The 19,665-nt window shown below is 64.4% G+C and carries 12 protein-coding genes; 4 read left to right on the top strand and 8 right to left on the bottom strand.

Annotated features, from left to right (window positions below):
- Positions 1-2: 2 nt before the first annotated feature.
- The gene (gene malQ, locus AMS69_RS07080; protein WP_053967374.1) at positions 3-1,493 is read right to left on the bottom strand and encodes a 4-alpha-glucanotransferase; all 1,491 of its coding nucleotides are present in this window, start codon (positions 1,491-1,493) and stop codon (positions 3-5) included.
- A gap of 140 nt (positions 1,494-1,633) precedes the next feature.
- Between malQ and AMS69_RS07075 the strand changes: the two genes are divergently transcribed.
- A complete protein-coding gene (locus tag AMS69_RS07075; protein ID WP_053967373.1) occupies positions 1,634-2,689 on the top strand; it encodes a glycosyltransferase family 4 protein in 1,056 nt (351 codons plus the stop codon).
- A gap of 8 nt (positions 2,690-2,697) precedes the next feature.
- On the opposite strand, the gene AMS69_RS07070 is transcribed toward AMS69_RS07075, so the two are convergent.
- The 4 genes from AMS69_RS07070 to malA form a co-directional block, all read right to left on the bottom strand.
- Complete coding sequence (locus AMS69_RS07070) at positions 2,698-3,027, bottom strand: DUF7510 family protein (protein WP_053967372.1); 330 nt, start codon at positions 3,025-3,027, stop codon at positions 2,698-2,700.
- Positions 3,028-3,156: 129 nt separating this feature from the next.
- Complete coding sequence (locus AMS69_RS07065; protein WP_053967371.1) at positions 3,157-4,101, bottom strand: sugar phosphate nucleotidyltransferase; 945 nt, start codon at positions 4,099-4,101, stop codon at positions 3,157-3,159.
- Positions 4,102-4,151: 50 nt separating this feature from the next.
- A complete protein-coding gene (locus tag AMS69_RS07060; protein ID WP_053967370.1) occupies positions 4,152-8,687 on the bottom strand; it encodes a glycoside hydrolase family 15 protein in 4,536 nt (1,511 codons plus the stop codon).
- Positions 8,688-8,813: 126 nt separating this feature from the next.
- Entirely contained in the window at positions 8,814-10,808 is a 1,995-nt protein-coding gene (gene malA, locus AMS69_RS07055; RefSeq protein WP_053967369.1) for an alpha-amylase MalA, read from the bottom strand.
- A 97-nt stretch (positions 10,809-10,905) separates the two neighbouring features.
- Here malA and AMS69_RS07050 point away from each other — a divergent pair, with 97 nt between their 5' ends.
- The gene (locus AMS69_RS07050) at positions 10,906-11,241 is read left to right on the top strand and encodes a hypothetical protein (protein WP_053967368.1); all 336 of its coding nucleotides are present in this window, start codon (positions 10,906-10,908) and stop codon (positions 11,239-11,241) included.
- A 488-nt stretch (positions 11,242-11,729) separates the two neighbouring features.
- On the opposite strand, the gene AMS69_RS07045 is transcribed toward AMS69_RS07050, so the two are convergent.
- A complete protein-coding gene (locus AMS69_RS07045) occupies positions 11,730-12,494 on the bottom strand; it encodes an IclR family transcriptional regulator (protein ID WP_053967367.1) in 765 nt (254 codons plus the stop codon).
- A gap of 493 nt (positions 12,495-12,987) precedes the next feature.
- On the opposite strand from AMS69_RS07045, the gene aceB reads away from it, so the two are divergent.
- The gene (gene aceB, locus AMS69_RS07040) at positions 12,988-14,295 is read left to right on the top strand and encodes a malate synthase AceB (RefSeq protein ID WP_053967366.1); all 1,308 of its coding nucleotides are present in this window, start codon (positions 12,988-12,990) and stop codon (positions 14,293-14,295) included.
- Between the two features lie 41 nt (positions 14,296-14,336).
- Here aceB and AMS69_RS07035 read toward each other — a convergent pair whose 3' ends face one another.
- On the bottom strand, positions 14,337-14,717 hold the full coding sequence (locus tag AMS69_RS07035; RefSeq protein ID WP_053967365.1) for a VOC family protein: 381 nt from the start codon (positions 14,715-14,717) through the stop codon (positions 14,337-14,339).
- Between the two features lie 102 nt (positions 14,718-14,819).
- On the opposite strand from AMS69_RS07035, the gene AMS69_RS07030 reads away from it, so the two are divergent.
- Positions 14,820-17,870, top strand: coding sequence for an FAD-binding and (Fe-S)-binding domain-containing protein (locus AMS69_RS07030; RefSeq protein ID WP_053967364.1), 3,051 nt, complete (start codon positions 14,820-14,822; stop codon positions 17,868-17,870).
- A 438-nt stretch (positions 17,871-18,308) separates the two neighbouring features.
- On the opposite strand, the gene AMS69_RS07025 is transcribed toward AMS69_RS07030, so the two are convergent.
- Positions 18,309-19,607 carry a DUF362 domain-containing protein gene (locus AMS69_RS07025; RefSeq protein ID WP_053967363.1) on the bottom strand — a complete coding sequence of 433 codons (1,299 nt, stop codon included), beginning with the start codon at positions 19,605-19,607 and terminating at the stop codon, positions 18,309-18,311.
- Between the last annotated feature and the right edge of the window lie 58 nt (positions 19,608-19,665).

The following is a 19,665-nucleotide window of genomic DNA, read 5'->3' as shown; positions in this document are numbered from 1 at the left end:
ACTCAGCGGATTGTCCTGTCGGTGACCCGACGAAGGCGCTCGGCGACGTCGTCGGCAAGGTCATCGGCGGGCACTCGCCACTCCCAGTTCCCGGTCGCCGTGCCGGGGACGTTGAATCGGGCGTCACTACCGATGCCGAGCAGGTCCTGCATGGTCGTCATCGCGACAACCGCGTTCGAGTTCCACACCGCCTCGATGAGGTCCCAGCTGATTTCGTCTCCATCAGTGCCGAGGTTGTAGTGGAGGCAGTCGCGCTGGCGGTCGGAAAGCCCGCGGTAGTAGCCGACGATAGTGTCCGTATCGTGGGTCGAGGTGTAGCCGACGGACTGCTCGGGGTAGTGCATCGGCTGGTACATGTGCCCCTCTTCACACCAGTCGGCGTACTGCGGCACGCGCATCCCGGGGAATCCGAACTGGTCCCGGAGCGCGACGATGCTCTCGTCGAGAAAGCCCAGGTCCTCGACGAAAAACGGCAGGTCGCCGAGCCGGCCTTCGACCGTCTCGAAGAAGTGCGCGCCGGGGCCGTCGCGCCACTGTCCGGCGGCCGGGTCCTCGGCCTCGGCCGGAATCGACCAGAACTCGTCGAAGCCTTTGAAGTGGTCGATGCGAGCGATGTCCACGAGGTCGAACAGCCGCTCGAAGCGGTCGACCCACCAGCCGTAGTCATTCTCACGGAGCGTCTCCCAGTCGTACACCGGGTTCCCCCACCGCTGACCGTCGTCGCCGGGATTGGGCGGGACGCCGGCCACCTCCGCGGGGTAGTGGTCGTCGTCGAGTCGAAACACCTCGGGATATGCCCAGACATCCGCCGAATCGAGGCCCACGTAGATGGGGAGGTCGCCAACGAGACCGATGTCCCGCTCGGCCGCGTACTCGGCCAGCGTCTGCCACTGGCTGTCGAAGCACCACTGGACGAACTTGTGGTAGCGGATGTCGTCGGCCAGGTCCTCCCGATATCGCTCCATGGCCGCCGGCTCGCGCGTCCTGATGTCGTCCGGCCAATCCATCCAGCCGGCATCGTCGAACTCGGCTTTCAGCGCCGTAAACAGCGCATAGTCGTCGACCCAGCCGGCCTCGCGGTCACAGAACTCGGCGAAAGCGTTCCGGTCAGCTTCGTCCGCGCTCTCGTCGAAACTCTCGTAGGCGGTCCGGAGGCGGCGCTGCTTGAACTCGGTCACGCGGTCGTAGTTGACGTGCTGTTGCGAGAAGTCATCCGGCGGTTCGACCTCGGCCGCGGTGAGATAGCCGCGGTCGACGAGGTCGCGGAGGTCGACGAGCAGCGGGTTGCCGGCGAAGGCAGACGACGACTGGTACGGGGAGTTCCCGTGGATGCTCGCTGTGGGACCGAGCGGGCAGAACTGCCACAGCGACTGGTCCGCCCGGTCGAGGAAGTCGACGAACGCCCGTGCGCCGGAACCGAGGTCACCGATGCCGTGTGGCCCCGGGAGCGACGTCAGGTGGAGAAACACGCCACTCTGCCGTTCGAATTGCATACGCACCTGTTGCCCTGACAGGCATTTCAATGGGCGGGGTTGTTGACTGCCGCCGTGACTACCTGTGGGGTCCGGAGAGGGGCGCACGCAAACATATATATTGTATCCATTTGATGCTATGACGAGAGTCAGTTACAGAGATGCCACCGAACGTTCTGATGCTTGGCTGGGGGTTCCCACCCAACATCACCGGCGGGCTTGATACCGCTATCGGGGAGCTGTTCGAACAGCTCGAACCGAGAGACGACGTCGAGTTCGAGCTGGTGTTGCCCGCGGAGTACGCGCCGCCGGACCGCGACGGCATCCACGGCGTGCCAACAGGCAGCGGCGACATCATCACCCGTATTGGCCGGCTAGCTGGAGAGTTCGCCGACGAAGCGGCCGACGCGGACATCATCCACACGAACGACTGGTTCGGGTACAATCCCGGGTCGCGGGCCAAATCGGCCCACGACGTCGAGTGGATATCGACGTTCCACTCGCTGTCAGCGGATCGTAACGTGACGCCGCCACAGCGGGAAGTCGAGACGGAACAGCGGGTCGCGAACCGCACGGACCATCTCGTCGCGGTGAGTAAGTTCACACAGCGCCGGATCCGTGAGCAGTACGACGCCGACTCGACAGTCATCTACAACGGATTCTCGTCGGTAGCGCCGACGGGCCGAGACATCAAGGCGGAGCTTGGCATCGACGGGAAGATGCTGTTTTTCGTCGGGCGACACACCGACCAGAAGGGGCTGTCGTACCTGCTGTACGCGCTCTCGAAGCTCGGCCGGGACGACGTGAGCCTCGTACTCGGCGGCTCAGGCCATCTCACCGAACAGCTCGAACGGTTCGCGGAGCTGCTGGGAATCGAAGACCGGGTCTACTTCCCGGGGTATCTCCCCCAGTCGGAACTCGGGGACTACTACAACAGCGCAGATCTGTTCGTCTCGCCGTCGCTGGCGGAGCCGTTCGGCATCACCATCGTCGAAGCGCTGTCGGTCGGGACGCGCGTCGTCGCCTGCGAGAGCGGGGCCGCAGAACTCCTCAACGAGGACTGTGTCATCGAGGTCGAACCCGATTCGGACTCCATCGCCGAGGGGATCGAACACGCGCTATCGCTGTCGACGCCCATCGAGTACGACGTACGAACCTGGGGCGAAGTCGCTGACGAACACGTCGACTTCTACCACGAGGTTCTGAACGAGGCCTGACCGGCCGCTTACCGGAGGAAGCGAACGTCCGTGACCGGTTCCGGGTGGACGATCAGGTAGCCGTCGGCGGTCGGCTCCAGCCCTGTCACGGACGTTGTGTCCGTTTGCGTCCGATACGGGCTATCGGCGGTCCCGTCAGCCGACTGGTAGGGACTGTCGTACGGTGTCTGCCTGTCCTCCGGCGGCCGGTCGAAATCCTCCGGCGGCAGGTATATCTTTTCGCCCGATTTCGAGCGGACCACGACGGCCGTATCGCGGTCGCCCGAGACGTCGATTCTGGTCCGGCCCTCGTCGATTGTCATCTCGAACGAGACTGGCTCCGTTTCTGTTTGTGCCATGTTGTCAGGTAGCTCGCCTACCGCGAGTAAACGACACTCTGTCACTTAGTCCTTCGCCAGCGGTGCAATGACCGGCGGTGGCCCATCGGGAGTTCTGCATTCGAACAGTGGACCCGTCGTCGCGAGCCATCAGCGGTTGATGATGAGCGACCCCGACATATTGTACCCCTCAACGGTGACATCCTCACCGAGAATCGTTTCGTCGAGATCGCAATCGCTGACCTCCGCGTCAGGGAAGACGATGGTCCGGTCGAGGCTGCTGTCGGTCACTTCCGCCCCGGCCATCACGTGGACAGTGTCCCCGATCTCGGAGTTCTCGACGGTCGCGTCGGGGTGGATGAGCGACCCGCCGTCGAGTTTCCACTCGACAGTCTCGAAGTACGACTCGGGTGTCCCGATGTCGAACCAGACATCGTCGAACGTGAACGCGGACACCGGTTCCTGCTGTTGCAGCCAGTCGATGTACCAGCCCGGCTCGTCGGGGTTGTTGTCGCCCGAGAGGTACTCCTCGAAGCGGAGCGAGTCGGCCGGGAAGGCATAGCAGGCAATCGATACGAGCGTACTCTTGGGGTTGTCGGGCTTCTCCTGGAAGTCGACGACGCGTTCACCGTCAAGTTCGACGAGTCCGTATGACTTGGCTTTCTCCCGTGAACCCACGTCGTAGGCAGCGAGTGCCGGCCCGTCTCGCTCCTCGAAGAAGTCAAGGAACTCCGAGGGGTCGAAGCCGATGAGGTTGTCACCGCCGATGATGAACAGGTCGTCGTCGATACCTTCGCGCTCGATCAACTGCGCGAGCGCGCCGACGACGCCGAACTTCTCGTCTTCGTCTTCCGTACTCTCGACGGAGAGCTGGACCTTTTCGTAGCCCATCTCGTCGATGTGGGCTTCGAACTCGTCGGCGAAGGCCTCGTTCGTACTCAGATACGTCGTCCCGATACGGTCGTCAGCTTCGAGGGACTGCAAGACACCGTCGATGACGGTCGTCTCACCGACCGGGAGTAGCATCTTCGGCCGACGCCGCGTGATCGGCCACAGCCGTGTGGCGTAGCCGCCAGCTAGAACTATCGCGTCCATATCCCACAGTCAGAGCCGAATTATAAAGTGGTTCTCACTTATGAGAGAGTCTACAGGTTGAGCTGCCAGACAGTTGTCCCGGCGGTGACCAGGTCTTCGTCGTCTGCGGCGGCAACGATTACCTGATTCTCACCCGGGTCGACGTCAACTGCGACCTCGAACTCGCGGTCATCGACAGAGATGTACGTGATGTCGGCGGGCGTTTTGACGACGACACAGACACCGGTGGTCTCGCCGGAGACGACCAGTTCGTTCCCGCGGAACTGCGTATCGACGCGGAGCGCGGGGCTGCGATCAGGAGTGTGGGCCCGTCGCTCCCGGTAGCGGTCGTCGACGAACGCGGGCGTCTCGACTGGCTCGCCGGCGCTGATGCCGTGGGCTAACCGCACGTACTGGGCCATCGACCACGCAAGCGGCGTCGCCGAGCCGGTCCCTTCGGCGAACTCCCAGTCGTAGTCGGTCGCGTGGCCGCGGTCCCATATCTGTTCGGCGATCATCCGGCCCGAGTTCGCCACGTCCTGCAGCATCCGAAGACAGTTCTCGGGCGGGAGGTCCGGGTCGTCACGGTGGAGTTCGTACTCGGCGCGCTCGCCGGTGAGCAGCGGCCAGAGGCGGCCCTTCCCCTTGTGCTCGACCGTCCACGGCGCGCCCTGGTCGGTCCGGGCACGCTCGCCGTAGCCGTCGCCGTTGTACCGGTAGAACCCGGGCGCGTACTTCGTGTCGACGCTGATGGTGTCGTCGACTTCGACGACGGAGTTCCGGATCGTTTCGTCGTCGTCGGGCTTGATACCCAGCCGGACGAGTTCGAGGAAGCCGCCGTCGATGATGTTGCGTTCGTCAAGTGTCGGGCCGTCGTTGGCGAGCGTCCGGAGGTGGCCCATTTCGGCGTTGCCGTCGAGCGTGATCCGCGTGTAGTAGGGCGTGTTGGTGTGGCGCTCGGTCCCAGTCTCGGTCGCGGTCCAGGCCTCGACGTTGTTCGCCCACTGGTCGGCCAGCGCCAGCCAGACGAGCGCGTCGGCCTTGTGGCCGGTGTCGAGCGCGAGCTTCGCCGCACACGCGAGCCCCGCGATCTCGGCCGCAATCGAGGACGGCGAGAAGCCGGCCTCCTCCTCCCAGCGCTCCTGTGCGGTCTCGGGGCCGTGACGGACGACGTACTCGGCCGACCGCCGGACGTTCTCGTAGCTGTACTCGGTGTCCTCGAAGTCGACGCCCGCCTCGGCGAGGCGGTAGGCCATCACCTGCGGGAACGAGATGTTGTCCATCTGCTCGCCGCCCCAGCGGGTCGTCCCGTTGACGTAGGTGTTCTGCGGGATGAAGCCGGCCTCGTCCTGCTGGTACTCGTAGATGTACTCCAGTTGGTCCGTGGCGATGTCCAGCGACCCGATGGCGTCGAACACGGTAAAGACCTGATACAGGTCCCGTGACCAGACGAAGTTGTAGCCGTAGCCCTTGGGCTCCTCGGCGTGGACGGCTTCGCCCCACGGCACAGACGGCGAGGCGATAGACGCCCCGTGGTAGGTCTTGTCCTCGACGGCTAGCAGCGTCATCAGCGCGGTTCGGTACTGGTTCGCCAGCGCTTCGTCGTCAGCAACCGAGTCCGGGAGTTGCTTGTCCGAGAGGAACTCAGCCCAGCTGTCGGCGTACTCGGCACGGACCGTCTCGTAGCCGCGGTCGAGCGCGCCGTCGGCTTCGCCCAGCGCGGCGGCGGTGTCAGCCTGTCTCGCGAAGCCGAGCGCGACCGTGTCGCTGACTTTCGTTCCCGAATCCAGCCGACCGATGAGAACGAGGTTCGTCCCGTCGAGGGCCTCGACGGGGTCCGGGAGTTCGCCGTCGGAGTACAGCCCGTCGAGACGGTCGCTACCGGCCGCGCCGACGGTGGCCCAGTCGAAGCGTCCGGCCGCAGCCATCGCTACGGCGACAGAATAGGCGTCGCCGTTTTCGTCGACGAGCAGGTCGTTGTCGGTCTCGTCGGTGTAGGCCCGGGGATTCCGGCCGACGAGGTGGTAGCTCCCGGGCTGGCCGTACCTGATGGCGCGGTCCTCGGTAACCGTGCTCGTGAGCGCGATATCGGCGACGGAGAACACGTCGTAGGTCTTGCCGTCGTCGGCGCTGAAGGACACGTCGGCGACGATAGCGTCGTGTTCGGGGTCGGTCGCGTAGTCGACGGTGAGCGTCCACTCGTGGCCCCGGCCGTCGCCGGTCTCGGTGAAGACGTGGCGATAGAGGAGCGCCTCGTCGTCGACCGGCTCGACGCGCCGCCTGACGCTGTCGTCGGTCCGACGGTTCTCACGGTGGGTTCGGACGGCGTAGTCCGTCTCGTCCGTACACCGGACGAGAAAGTCGAGCGTCCGCAGGTTCATCAGGTCGACCTGCGGGTAGCGGGCCTCCGTCAGCGCGCCCTCGGTGAGCGTAAACCAGACGCGCGAGGGGTCCTGCTCGTCGTGGTCGGCGACGGTGCCGACGCCGTACTTCTCCCCGGTCGTCCAGGTCGGGCGCTCGCTCGGCCCCTCAGTTCCGGCTGAGGTCGTCGGGAGTGCGTTCAGTTCACCAAGGCGTGCAGTCGCGTGCAGCCGCAACGCGTGGGACCAGCCAAGCGGCGTCGCGCTGTCGAGGTCGCCGTCGTCGAAGGCCTGCTCGGCGAGGTATCCGGCATCGGTCGTGAGCGGCCCGTCCTCCTCAAGCAGTTCGTACAGGTCGCTCGCGCGGTCGAGGTACGCGTCGCCGCGCTCGTCGCGGTCGTTCAGCATATCGCCCACGCGAGCCGCGGCGAGTGCCCCCATCGCCGTCGTGACAGTCCAGACTTTCTCGCTGTCCTGGTGCCCGGTCCGCCAGCGGTCGCCCTCGTAGCGGGCCAGCCCCGCGACCCGGCTGTCGGTGGGGTTCCGGAAGAGCGTATCGAGCGTCGTGCTCACGTGGTCTGCCAGACGGGTGAGGTGCTGGTCGGAGAGCATCGTCGATTCGACGCTGTCGTACTCCTGCAGCGCGTCCGCAAGGTGGAGTCCCGCAGCGTCGATGCGGTGGTCCGGCGTCCCGTTTGTCAGCCCGATTACGTACACGCTCAGGTCTTCGTCCCAGAGCGTATCGAGCCCGTCGAGCAACCGGTCGGCTGCCGCCAGACTCCGCTCACAGACCGACTCGGGCATCGGGGCGCGGCCCACCGCGGCGAAGGCTTCGATGAACGTCGCAGTAGTATGCGTGAACTGGCCGATGGAGTCCTCCCAGACGTTCTGACACGGCTCGGGGAGGTCGTTGGCCGCGATGTCTTCGATAAGCGTGTCGACGGCCGCCTCGATAGTCCCTCGAACTGTCGCTGTCAGTTCGGCGTCCATCTTGCTGCGATGCGTTCGCAGCAACGTCGCGAGGAAGGCAGTGACGGTCGCGGTCTGGTCGGCCTGATACTCCGGCGATTCGGCGTTGTGTTCGACCCGGGCGTTGGCCCAGCCCGGGGCGATATCCCCGGTGTCGGCCCAGACGCGGTGGGGCCACCGGCCGTCCGAGAGCTGGCTGTCACAGAGGAACGCAGCGCTCTCAAGCAACATCTCAACGGTGTCTATATCGAGTCGGTCGCCGGCTTCGAGCAGATGTCGGGAGACGGAGGCGTCGTCGCGGAACCAGACGTAGCCGTAGCCGCCGGAGTTCGAGTAGAAGGGGTCGAACTCCGGGGCGGCGATGCGACCGCCGGTCGGCGAGGACAGCAGGTCGAGCACCCGCAGGTCCATCCGTATCGAGTCCGAGCGTGTCATCGATTCGGCCACGTCGATACGCGTTCGCTCCCGCCCGGCCTGCCGGAGGTCGTCGGAGGTCGTGTGCTCTGTCACGCAGTCGGCGAGATCCAGAAGCGCCGTCTCCCGGTCGACCTCGTCGTGGTTCGAGAGCTGACTGACGAGCGTCGTGTCCTTGCTGCGCCCGGACCGGTCAAGCGGCGCGGTCACGAGGAAATCGCCGGTGAGCCGGGTCTGGTCGCGCCGTTCGACCGGCTCCGACCGCGGGAACTCGACCGGGCTATCGGAAAGTATCTCGGCGAGCCGTTCCGGTCGCTGTCCGGCGACGCCGTCTAGCCCGGTCGACGAAGCAAGGTAATCGTGCTCTCGCCGGTGATACACCTCCAGTACCCGCGAGTTGTCGGGCCCGGCGTCCTCGTGAATCAGCGAGCCGACGCCGCCGTCGCTGTTTTCGGGGGCCAGTGTGACGAACGCCACGAGCTTGGCGTTCTGTGGAACCGCCCCACGCATCGCGACGTGTGTGACGTGTGCCCGGCCCAGCGTCAGGTCGTACTGGTGGACCGTAAACGACCCCGCGTCGTACTCGGTCTCGACGAGCCGCGTCTCGCGGTAATAGTGCTGTCTGATAGTCTCCAGGTCGCTGAACCACCGTGTTTCGTCTCCAAGCATAACCCCGAGTCGGGAGCGGTCGATGCCGGAGAGTCCGGAGAGCGAATCGGAGTAGTCCTGCAGTGTCCCGTCTTCGCCGACGTGTACGAGTCGATCACCGTGCCCCGAGAAAGAGCCTGAAACAGTCCTGCGCTCCTCTGGAAAGCGCTCGTGACGAGTCCGCTTGTATTCGTTGAGCGCTGTCGAAAGCCGCATACACATCAAAGCAGACCAATCTCTATAAACTCCTGTGGTTCGGACAAATTAGTGATACTTCGGGGCCACGACTGCATACCCACGGTGGGCGGAGCCGTTGCCGTCGAACGGACCTGGCCGCGCGGATTACTGGCGCAGGTCGCTCTTGGCAGCCGAGAACACGCCCACGCTCTCGACTGTAACAGTCGCGTTCCAGTCACCAGCACCGCCGCGGCGCTCCCCGGACACGAGGTCGGTGTCGTCGGTCACGGCCGGTAGCTCAACCGTCGTCGGCTCGTCGCTGAAGTTGAGTACCACGACAGCCGCGTCCTCGGCAGTCGCCCGTGCGTACGCGACGACGCGGTCGGACGGGCCGTCCCGGACCTCGTACGGGATTCGGACGAGGTCCGCATCCGCCGACAGCGCCGGCTGGTCGTGTCTGGCTGCCGAAAGGTCGCTGACGAACGACTGGAGCGTCTCGTCGGCGTGGTCCCACGCAAGGTCGTCGCGCCGGCCGCGCTGGCCGAACTCTTGGCCGGCGTACAGCAACGGCGCGCCCGGAAGCGTGAACAGCGCGCCCGCGGCGGCCTCGGCGGCATCCCGACCGTAGTCGACGATGTAGCGCGTCTCGTCGTGGTTTTCCGCGTACAGCATGAACGACGCATGCTCGGGGAAGCCGATCTCCGCTCGCCCCTCGATGGCACTGAGGACGGCCTCGGCGTCGCCGCCGCCCCCGACTTGCCGGAGCGCGGCGTAGGTCGTCGAGTCGAAGTGCATATCGAACAGCCCGGCCTGGAAGTCGGGGATGTACGGGATGGTCTCGTCCAGTAGCAGGAACTCGCTGTCGCGGTCCTTGCAGTAGTCGTGGATCTCGCGCCAGAAGCTGTTCGGGACGGCCCAGGCCATGTCACAGCGGAACCCGTCGACCAGCTCGGCCCACTGGGCGACCGCATCGAGCAGGTGCCGGCGGACCGGCAGATGGTCGAAATTGAAGTTCGCGATGTGTTCCCACTCGAAGTACGTCTCCGGTTCGGTGTCGCTTCGCCACTCGTACCAGTCCCGGTACTCGCTGTCCGGGTCGTCGCGGGCCGCTTCGAAGTAGGGGTGGGTCCGCGCCGAGTGGTTACAGACGAGATCGAACAGCACCTTGAATCCGCGGTCGTGGGCTGCCTCGATGAACCGCTCGTAGTCCGCCCGGGTGCCCAGGTCCGACGCGATGTCGAAGAAGTCGGTGATGTTGTAGCCGTGGGGCGCGTGGTCGTTCTGCAGGACCGGCGTGAGCCAGAGCACATCGACGCCCAGCGAGTCGAGGTAGTCCAGTCGGTCGACGATCGCATCGAAGGGAGACTGATCGCTGTCCCCGGCAAAGGTGCGGACGTAGATCTCGTAGATGGCCGCGTCTTCGGCCCACTCGGGCGCGTCGTACGGACGGCTGGCGGCGACTCCGGCCCCCGTCTCGACGCCGTCCGCGGTGCGCGTGAACTCGACGGCGTCGGGCACGCTGTAGCCGTGGTCTCCGACCGCGACGGCGTGGATGCGGGCGCGCTCCGGGAGCGCGGCCAGTGGAATCCGGAGGTCCGTCCCGTCGCGGGTCACCGCGTCAGCGTCGATGTCGTCGCGGTCGTCCAGCAGGAACTCGACGGCGAGGTCGGCGGCCCTCTCGGACCCCTCCGGATGGGGACTGCAGTCCGCCTGAACCACAGCCTCGTCGCCCTCGATTTCCGGCCGCAGTGTCAGGCGGGGCCGGCCGCCGCCACCGTCGCCATCGCTGCCGTCCCCAGTCTGGGTGTACTCGCCACTGCCGCTTCGGCCGGAGCCGCTCTGTCCGCCGGAGACGCCACCGCTTCGACCGCCTGAGCGACCGGAGCGTCCAGAAGAGTGTGCGCCGCTCGATTCGACTTGCCCCGGAAATGCGCGGACAGTGAGGTCGTGCTTGCCGTCCGGCGCGTTGAGGCGAATAGTGTATCTGCCCGGCGTGTCGGGGACGAACTGTTCGACCGGGTCGTCACCGAGCGTGGCAGTGGACTGTACTGGCGCACGCGCGATGTGCCATCTGTATGTCGCTGTCGGGTCCGGGTCGCGGGGCGCGAGTTCGATCTCGTCACCCGTCGCCACGAACCGCGGCGGTCCAGGATGGTGCATAGGTTCACTGCGATTGACAGTGTCTTTGTACTTGGGGTAGCCGCGAGCGTCCCGCCGCCGGCAGCATCGCTTTCTGGCTCCAGCGTGTACCGTCTCTGTGCCCAGCTACCGACGCGATGCCGGGTTTGCGCTGTTGTGTGGGCTGGTCCTCCTCGCGTCTCTGCGCTGGACCGCCACGCTCGAGACACTCTGGTCCGGGGTCGCCGTCGCCGTCGGCGTGGCCGGGGCACTCGCTGTCGAGGCGTTGTTCGTGTTCGAAACGCCCGTGTCGTCGCTGTGGGAGCGCCGTGGTGTGCGGACCGGTTCGGCAGTCGGGCTCCTGGCGTGTGCTGGCGGCCTCGCCGCTTTCGTGGGTCCAATCGTCGTCGCCGCGGCGTGCTGGGGACTCATCACGTACTTCGCTCTCCTCGCGATAAGTCTGCGACACCGGTGAGGGGTCGCTCCTCGAAGGAATGGGCTTGTAACCACAGTTGACGGTCTTTGAGCACTGTTTCTGGCACTCGAGATAGCCACGGGTACGTCGGCACGTATGTGTAGACGCATATCTGGGAGAGACTATGCTTACGTCAACACTCGAAAGACTCCTTTGAGCGTATTTCGCGAATACGTAACAATTTGACCATATATGCGTCTATAACGCACCTCAAAAGAACTTCAAATCACTACTTTAAGTCCATATTTCGGATATATCTTTACAAAGTAGGGAGAAAAACTACTGCTAACGAAAGCAACGATCTGGAACTGGGGTCATATGGAAGCACCGAGTGTATAGTGGCTCTCCCTGATGCAGTCCAGCGTATCCACCGTGAGTACCGCACTCGACTGTGGAATAACAACTGTACTGGTATTAGAGTGACCCCGATAGCAGACAGCCATCGGCGATAGAGAGCGACCGAGCTGCTGTGAACGCAACCAGAGCGGTTACTCGTGGGCCAGATTGACCTCGATGACGTTAGCAGCCTGCTGTACCGTGTCGATGAGTTGGGCCTTGCGGCCCGGGGACTGCAACCGATTGATGGGTGCGGTGATGCTGATGGCGGCCTCGCGGCGGTCGCCGGTATCGATGGGAACTCCGACACACCCGGTCCCGTCGACCCGTTCCTCAGTGTCGTCGGCAACGCCCCGTTCTCGGATCGTCTCCAGCTCCGCGAACAGCGTCTCGCGGTCTGTGATGGTGTTGTCTGTCTCGGCCGGCAGCCCGCGAGTCTCGATGATTTCCGCGACCCGCTCGTCGTCGAAACTCGACAGGAGCGCCTTGCCGATGGCGGTCTTGTGGAGGTGGATGCGCTTCCCGAGGCGGGTATCGAGCGCGACCGCCTGGTCGCCACTGGACGTATGGATGTAGATGCCGTAGCCCTGCTCTTCGATCATCAGGTTCGCCAGTTCGCCGGTCTCGACGGCCATCCGTCTGACCTCGGGCTTTGCAACCTCGTAGATGCCGTCGTAGCGCTGTGCCATCCCGCCGAACTCCAGCCATCGAAGCCCGATTCGATACTCGCCGTTCCGTTCCACCACGAGTCCCTCGTCTTCCAGCGTCACCAAGTGTTTGTATATCGTACTCTTGGCTGGCTCCAGCGAGTCGGCGAGTTCGACCAGTGTGGCACTTCCCCCGAGGTCTTTGATACCCGAGAGTACCGCCAGCGAGGTCTGCGTCGCCCGGACCGAGTCCGTTTTTGCCCGTGTCATTAGTCACCAGTTCTTGCGCCGCTCGAATAAAATTGCCGTATCGGCTGTGACAACCGCTCTGCCTATAGTAGCCATTGAAAATCAATACACATCCGATCGCACGACTGCAGTGCGATCGATGTGTAAATCGTTTCAATTGTTACTATAGCTTCCGGGGCGGCACGTCCGGCAAGACAGGCTCACTGCGTGTTTCGACCGACCGAGAGATTCGAAAAGACGAAACGGAAAGTCCGGTTCGATGGCGCGATTCCAGCGGCCGAAGTCGCCGGGACTCCGTGACGTAGCGACTAAACGGCCACGAGGTACCGACAGATCAGTGTGCGCCGCCGACTGCTGTGTCGACCGGGCAGACAGGGCACGAATGATTGTCAAATCGATATATTTCGCATGTTCGAATACATCGGGAGACGGTGGAACGACTGCGCTGGGAGGTGTTTCGGTCGACGACGGACGGTAGATTTAACACGGTCCGTTTGGTTCTTTGAGACGAGTTATGAGTGTGACGCGACACTACGACCGCGAGTTCGTCAGAACGTTCTTTACTTCCCCGACAGCGGTGGACGGTGAGGAGGATTCTGCGAAGATGCTGCGAAGCGCGGGCCAGCTCCGCGGCCTGCAGGCCCCGGACGTCTGGGTCCCGGACAACGAGGACGCGACGGCCCCGAACATGCGCGAGGAGGGCGTCGAGAACATCATCGACGTGGTCTCCGAACAGGGGGCCGACTTCCCCGGCGAGATACACCCGCGCGTCGTCTGGCACCGCGAGTCGCCGTCGACCCGCTATCAGGGCTTCCAGCAGATGCTGGAGATTGCCGACCCCGAAAACGGTGCCGTCGAACACATCGACGGCTTCGTCATTCCTGAGGTCGGCGACATCGACGACTGGAAGAAGGCCGACGAGTTCTTCACCATCATCGAGAACGAACACGGACTCGAAGAAGGGAGCCTCTCGATGTCGGTCATCGTCGAGAGCGGCGAGGCCGAACTGGCGATGGGCGACCTGCGGGACGAGATGGGCAAGCCCTCGAACAACCTCGAACGCATGTTCCTGCTGGTCGACGGCGAGGTCGACTACACGAAAGACATGCGCGCGATGACGCCCACCGGCGAACTCCCGCCGTGGCCGGAACTGCGCCACAACACCTCTCGGGGAGCCAGCGCTGCGGGCCTCATCGCCGTCGACGGGCCCTACGACGACATCCGCGATGTCGAAGGCTACCGCGAGCGGATGCAGGACAACCGCGCGAAGGGAATGACCGGCATCTGGTCGCTGACGCCGGGCCAGGTCGTGGAGGCGAACACGGCCCCGCTCCCGCCCAAGACCGGGAGCTGGCTGCTCGAAGCCGGCGGGCAGGAGGTCGAACTCGAAGCACAGGACGGCAAGCAGGTGTACGACGGCGACGACCTCTCACTGGAGGCGGACGGTGACGGCGGATACGTCATGCGAGCGGGCGGTGAGCGGCTGGAACTGGACGAGGACGAACTCACCGAGGAACTGCTCGACCGCACCGCGTACATCCCCAGCATGAACGACATCGTGGACTCGATGGAGGAGTTCGAGGCCGCCAAGGAAGCCGGCAAAGGTGCCATCGCAATGACACAGGCCGCGACGCTGGTCATCGACGGCGTCGAGGTCGAGGTCAGCAAAGACCGGATGTGGGACGAGGCGACCTACCAGGCTGCCCAGACGCCGATTACGCTGTTCCAGGACGTCTACGAACACCGGCCGGACCAGCACGAGGAACTGGAGGAGATGTACGGGGCCGACGTGGTCGAGCGGGCGACCGCCGTCGGAAACTGACCGTCAGCAGTCCGTATTTCGTCACTCGAAACGCGAAAGCCTCAGTCTTCCAGCGGTTCGATGAGTTCGACGTGATGGCCGTCGGGGTCCGCCACGAAGGCCGTGTACGCGCCGGCCTCGGGCTGTGGTCCCGGCTCCTTGACGACGCCGTGGTGGTCGATGCGGTCGACCGTCGCGTCGACGTCGTCCACGCCGAGTGCGAGGTGGTCCCAGCCGTCCCCCATCTCGAAACTCGTCTCGCCTTCTGTCTCGGAGAGTTGCAGTTCGACGCCGTTGTCGTCGGCCACGTAGTAGTTCGTCGTCTCGCCGTCCGGCGTGGTGAACTGCCAGGACTCCTCGAAGCCGAACTGCTCGTAGAATGCGATCGATTCTGTGGCGTCGGCCACGTTCAGGCACATGTGAAGTATGCGTGCGCTGCCCATACACCGCTTCCAGTGCCCTCGGGCAAATAGCTGGCGGGCGACCCAGAGCGAATTGTGACCGCATGCCACAGACTTTAATGATTATTACCCCTGAATACCCGTATGGCGATTGAAAACGTCGATGACACCTGGTCAGCACAGGAGCTGGACCTGGACCGACCGGATGTCGACGCGTATCGAGACCTTGCAGAAGCGCTCCGCTCGCGGGTCTCTGGTGGGGTTGAGTTCGACGAATACGCCCGGATTCTGTACGCGACGGACGGAAGCATCTACCGCGCCGAACCGGCCGGAGTCGTGTATCCGACCGATATCGACGACGTGCGAGCGGCCGTCGACGTGGCGACGGCCCACGGCGTTCCGATACTCCCTCGCGGAACCGGGTCATCGCTCGCCGGGCAGACCGTCGGCCCGGGCTGTGTCGTGCTGGATATGTCCCGGCACATGGACGATATCCTCGATATCCGGCCGGACGAGCAGACGGCGCGCATCCAGCCCGGTGTGGTGCAGGACGATTTGGACGACACACTGGCCGAGTACGGCCTGAAGTTCGCCCCTGACCCGGCGTCGTCGAACCGAGCCTCGGTCGGCGGCGGTATCGGGAACAACTCCACCGGCGCGCACTCCGTCAGGTACGGCATCACTGATGCTTACACGGACGCGGTGAAAGCTGTCCTCTCCGACGGCTCGCTCATCCACGCCCGCGAGGTCGTCATCGATTCGCCGGAGTGGGACGACATCGTGAGCAAAGACGACCGGGAGGCCGATATCTACCGGACGGTCCGGCAAATCGTCGAGGAGAACGCCGAGGAAATCGAGGAGCGCTATCCGGATCTGAAACGGCGGGTGTCGGGCTACAACCTCGACCGCGTCATCTACGAGAACGACGACGGGGAGCGGGTCCTGAACCTCGCGAAGCTGTTCGTCGGGAGCGAAGGGACCCTCGGGGTCATCGTCGAGGCCGAACTCTCGCTCGTGACCGTCCCCGAGGAGACCGCCCTGGCGCTGTACTGCTTCGACACGCTCGCAGACGCGATGAAGGCCGTCCCGGTGGCCCTCGACTACGACGTCAGCGCGGTCGAGCTGATGGACGACGAGATGTTCAGGCTCGCAGCGGGGTCCGACGGCTACGCCGAGTACGTCGAGCCGATTCCCGACCGGGCGGCGGCCGCGCTGATGCTCGAATACGACTCGGAACTGCACGACGACTTCGAGGCGGCCATCGCGCGGACAAACGAGCGGTTCCTCGATAACGGCGCAGCCTTCGACGTGGTCGAGGCCTACACTGACGCGGATCAGGCCGACCTCTGGAAGCTCCGGAAAGCGGCGATTCCGCTCCTGATGTCGATGGACGGCGACCCCAAGCCGTACCCGTTCATCGAGGACGCAACGGTCCCGCCCGCCGAACTGGCCGAGTACGTCGAGAAGTTCGAGGAAGTGCTGGCCGACCACGACACGTCGGCCGCATACTTCGCCCACGCTGGCTCCGGGACGCTGCATATCCGCCCGATTCTCAATCTGAAAGAGGAATCCGGCATCGAGGCCATGCACTCTATCACCGACGACGTGACCGACCTCGTGTTGGAACACAAAGGGTCGTTCTCCGGCGAACACGGCGACGGGATGGCCCGGACGGAGTTCACGCCCAAGATGTACGGCGAGGCGCTCTGGGATGCATTCAAGGAAGTCAAGACGGCCTTCGACCCACAGTGGTGGATGCACCCGGGCAACGTCGTCTACCGCGATGGGCCGGAAGACATCGGCCCCGACGCCGAGCGGGGCGTCGGCGCGGACATGCGCGAGAACCTCCGCTACGGCCCCGACTACCAGTCTCTGGAGCCACAGACGACCCTCGACTTCGAGGACGAGGGTGGCTTCTCCGAACTCGTCGAACTGTGTAACGGCTGTGGCACCTGTCGACAGACCGACGGGGACGTGATGTGTCCGACCTACCGCGCTTCGGAGGAGGAGGTCCAGACGACGCGGGGCCGTGCGAACCTCCTCCGGTCGGCCATCAGCGGAGACCTAGACGAAGACGAGATTCACACCGACCGCTTCCAGGAGGAGGTGCTCGACCTCTGTGTCGGCTGCAAGGGCTGTAAGAGCGACTGCCCGACCGGCGTCGACATGGCGAAACTCAAGACCGAACTGAAACACCAGCACCACCAGGCGGAGGGGACCAGCCTCCGGGAGCGCCTGTTCGCCAACATCGACACCGCCTCGAAGATCGGGTCGGCGCTGGCCCCGGTCTCGAACTGGGCGACAGATATTCCGGGCGCACGCACAGTCATGCAGAAGGTGTTCAGCATCGCGCCGGAGCGGGAACTCCCCACCTTCCGGCGGGAGACGCTCCGGGACTGGTTCGACGACCGCGGCGGCTCGGCCGTCTCGCGGGCCGAGGCCGACCGGAAAGCCCTGCTCTTTCCCGATACGTACACGAACTACTCGTACCCGGCCGCCGGCAAGGCCGCGGTCGAAACCCTCGAAGCCGCGGGCGTCCACGTCGCCATCCCGGACGACACCGCGCCGTCCGGTCGAGCGGCGTACTCTACCGGGATGCTTGACCTGGCTCGGGAGCGCGCCGAGGCGAACACGGACCGGCTCGCGGGCCGCGTCGCCGAGGGCTGGGACGTGGTGTTCGTCGAGCCCTCCGACGCGGTGATGTTCCAGGACGAGTACCGCGACCTGCTCGACGGCCCCGAAGTCTCGCAGGTGGCCGACAGCGCCTACGGCGTGCTGGAGTATCTCGACACCTTCCGGCTCGACGATGCGCTGCCGGTCGAGGACCGGGCGCTCGGAGTCGCCGGGTCGGTCAGCTACCACGGCCACTGCAACCAGAAAGGAACCAACAAGGACCACCACGCCGTCGGCGTGATGCGACGGGTCGGCTACGAGGTCGACCCGCTGGACTCGACGTGCTGTGGCATGGCCGGGAGCTTCGGCTACCACGAGGAGCACTACGACCTCTCGAAAACCATCGGGCGGCTGCTGTTCGACAAAGTCGACGAAAGCGACGGTGACCGCGTCGTTGCCCCGGGCGGGTCCTGCCGCTCGCAGCTGGGCGACCGCGACGGCGTCGACGACATCCCGCCACACCCTATCGAAGTGGTCGCCGAGCGACTCCCGGACACGACAGCAGTCGGACGGTCAGTGTGACGGGGTCAGCGACTGTTCGCACTCTCTAGAGAAAAGGCCTGCTTGGCAGTGTCCGTAATTTTCCAGTTCTGGATGTTCCTGACAGTAATCTAGATGTGTCTGACGCAATGTAATTTATTTATATCGTGTTTTACAACTTTATTTTTCGTTTTCGGTATCATATTTGTATTTTACTTCCATATATGGCCAAAAACTCTATACTTCTCCCGCTTAGAGCCATACTCACGAGAAATATGTAGGCACCCACGCAATTGGTAGCGATTCTCTCTAAATGGAAGTGCTCGTGCTTCTGCTCGCTTCCGGTTCCTGCGTCACCTCGGACTGGCTCTTATTTCAGTCTCTTCATCGCACTGATACGCTGTGACCAGAGAAACGAATGTACAGTTGTTAGAAATTTTTTTTTTCCAGACGCACGGCGGGACCGCTGCTACCGAGGAGTTAGTCCCGGCTAAACGACGCAGTGCCGTCGGTGAACGCGAGTGACTCACGGTCGGTGACTTCGGCGGCGGGCGGCAGGTCCTCGACGAGCGGCTCGGAAATGTGGAGCGTCGAGAGATCCTGTGTGGTCTGTATCCAGACGATGCGGACCGTGTCGGGGTCGTAGCCGCCGAGCGCGGACAGCGCCGTCCGGATGGCAAACTCGTCGTCCGGCGCGACGAGCGGGAGCTTTGCCTTCGCCGTCGACCCGCTAGTGAGCGCGTTCGCGTACGTCTTCTGCAGGTCCAGCTGGTCGACAGCGGCCCTGCGAGTGATGTCGGCCAGCCCGATGCCGTTGCCGTTGCCCTTCGTCGCCTTGGTGAGTCCACGGGCGTAGAGCAGCTTGATCGACGGCGAATCGGGGTCCGGCGCGTTGAGAACGCGGTAGCGGCCGATGACGTTCGTGTCCATTCCCGCGCCGGAGACATCCTTGCCGAGTTCGTCGACGACGAGCAGGTCGATGTCGTCGACCGGGAGCGTCGCCATCTCGTCGTACGCCTGTTCCAGTAGGGCGGGCTCGCGGTCGGTGAACGAGCCTGCGGGAATCGCCTCGACGTGGGCCGTCTCCTCGTGGAAGTTCTCGACCAACGCGATGCCGCCGACAAGCGGCAGCGCCGACTCAACAACCGGGAGCGCAGCTTCCAGCGCCTCCACGTACCCCTCCTTGATAGCTGTCGAGTGGAACGCCTTCGCGCCGTGTTGCTTGCCCAGCCCGACGACGGTCATCTTCGTCAGACCGCTCTCGATGCGACCGCTGTAATTCGTGTGGGGTTTCACTCGGTTCACGACGATCACGGCATCCGCTTCCTGTGCCGCCGTCGAGACGTGGACCGGACACTCGGTGTCACCGACGGTGACGGTGTCGACCTGTTCGGTGTCCATCCGGGCGTCGATGTCAGCGTCGAGGCGCGATTCGGTGATCCCCAGACTCTCCAGCACGTCGCGCTGGCCCTCCGGCGTCGCTCCACCGTGGCTCCCCATCGCCGGGACGACGACCGGCTCGAAGCCCCGGTCACGAACAGCCGCGACGACAGCCTCGGCGATGTCGTCGATACGGTGGATGCCGCGGCTGCCGACGGCGACGGCGACGGTCGCACCCGGCCCCAGCCCATCAAAGTCGAGTCGGTCCACTTCGGCCCGCGCCGCAGCCGACGGGTCGTCGACGGCGGCCGTCTCCGGCTCGTACCGGACACGAGCGAAGTCCGGCAGCGGCTGTGGGTCGATGAGATGGTCCACGTCGCCTCGGTCTGGGAAGTTCATATCAGAGAGTTAGGGGCGAGCCATACAAAAACCGCGGTCACACGGCGCTCCCGTGGCA

The organism is Haloarcula rubripromontorii (genome assembly GCF_001280425.1).
Classification (GTDB): Archaea; Halobacteriota; Halobacteria; order Halobacteriales; family Haloarculaceae; genus Haloarcula; species Haloarcula rubripromontorii.
Note: the sequence above shows the minus strand (reverse complement) of the source record. Positions and strands in the feature narration are given on the sequence as shown.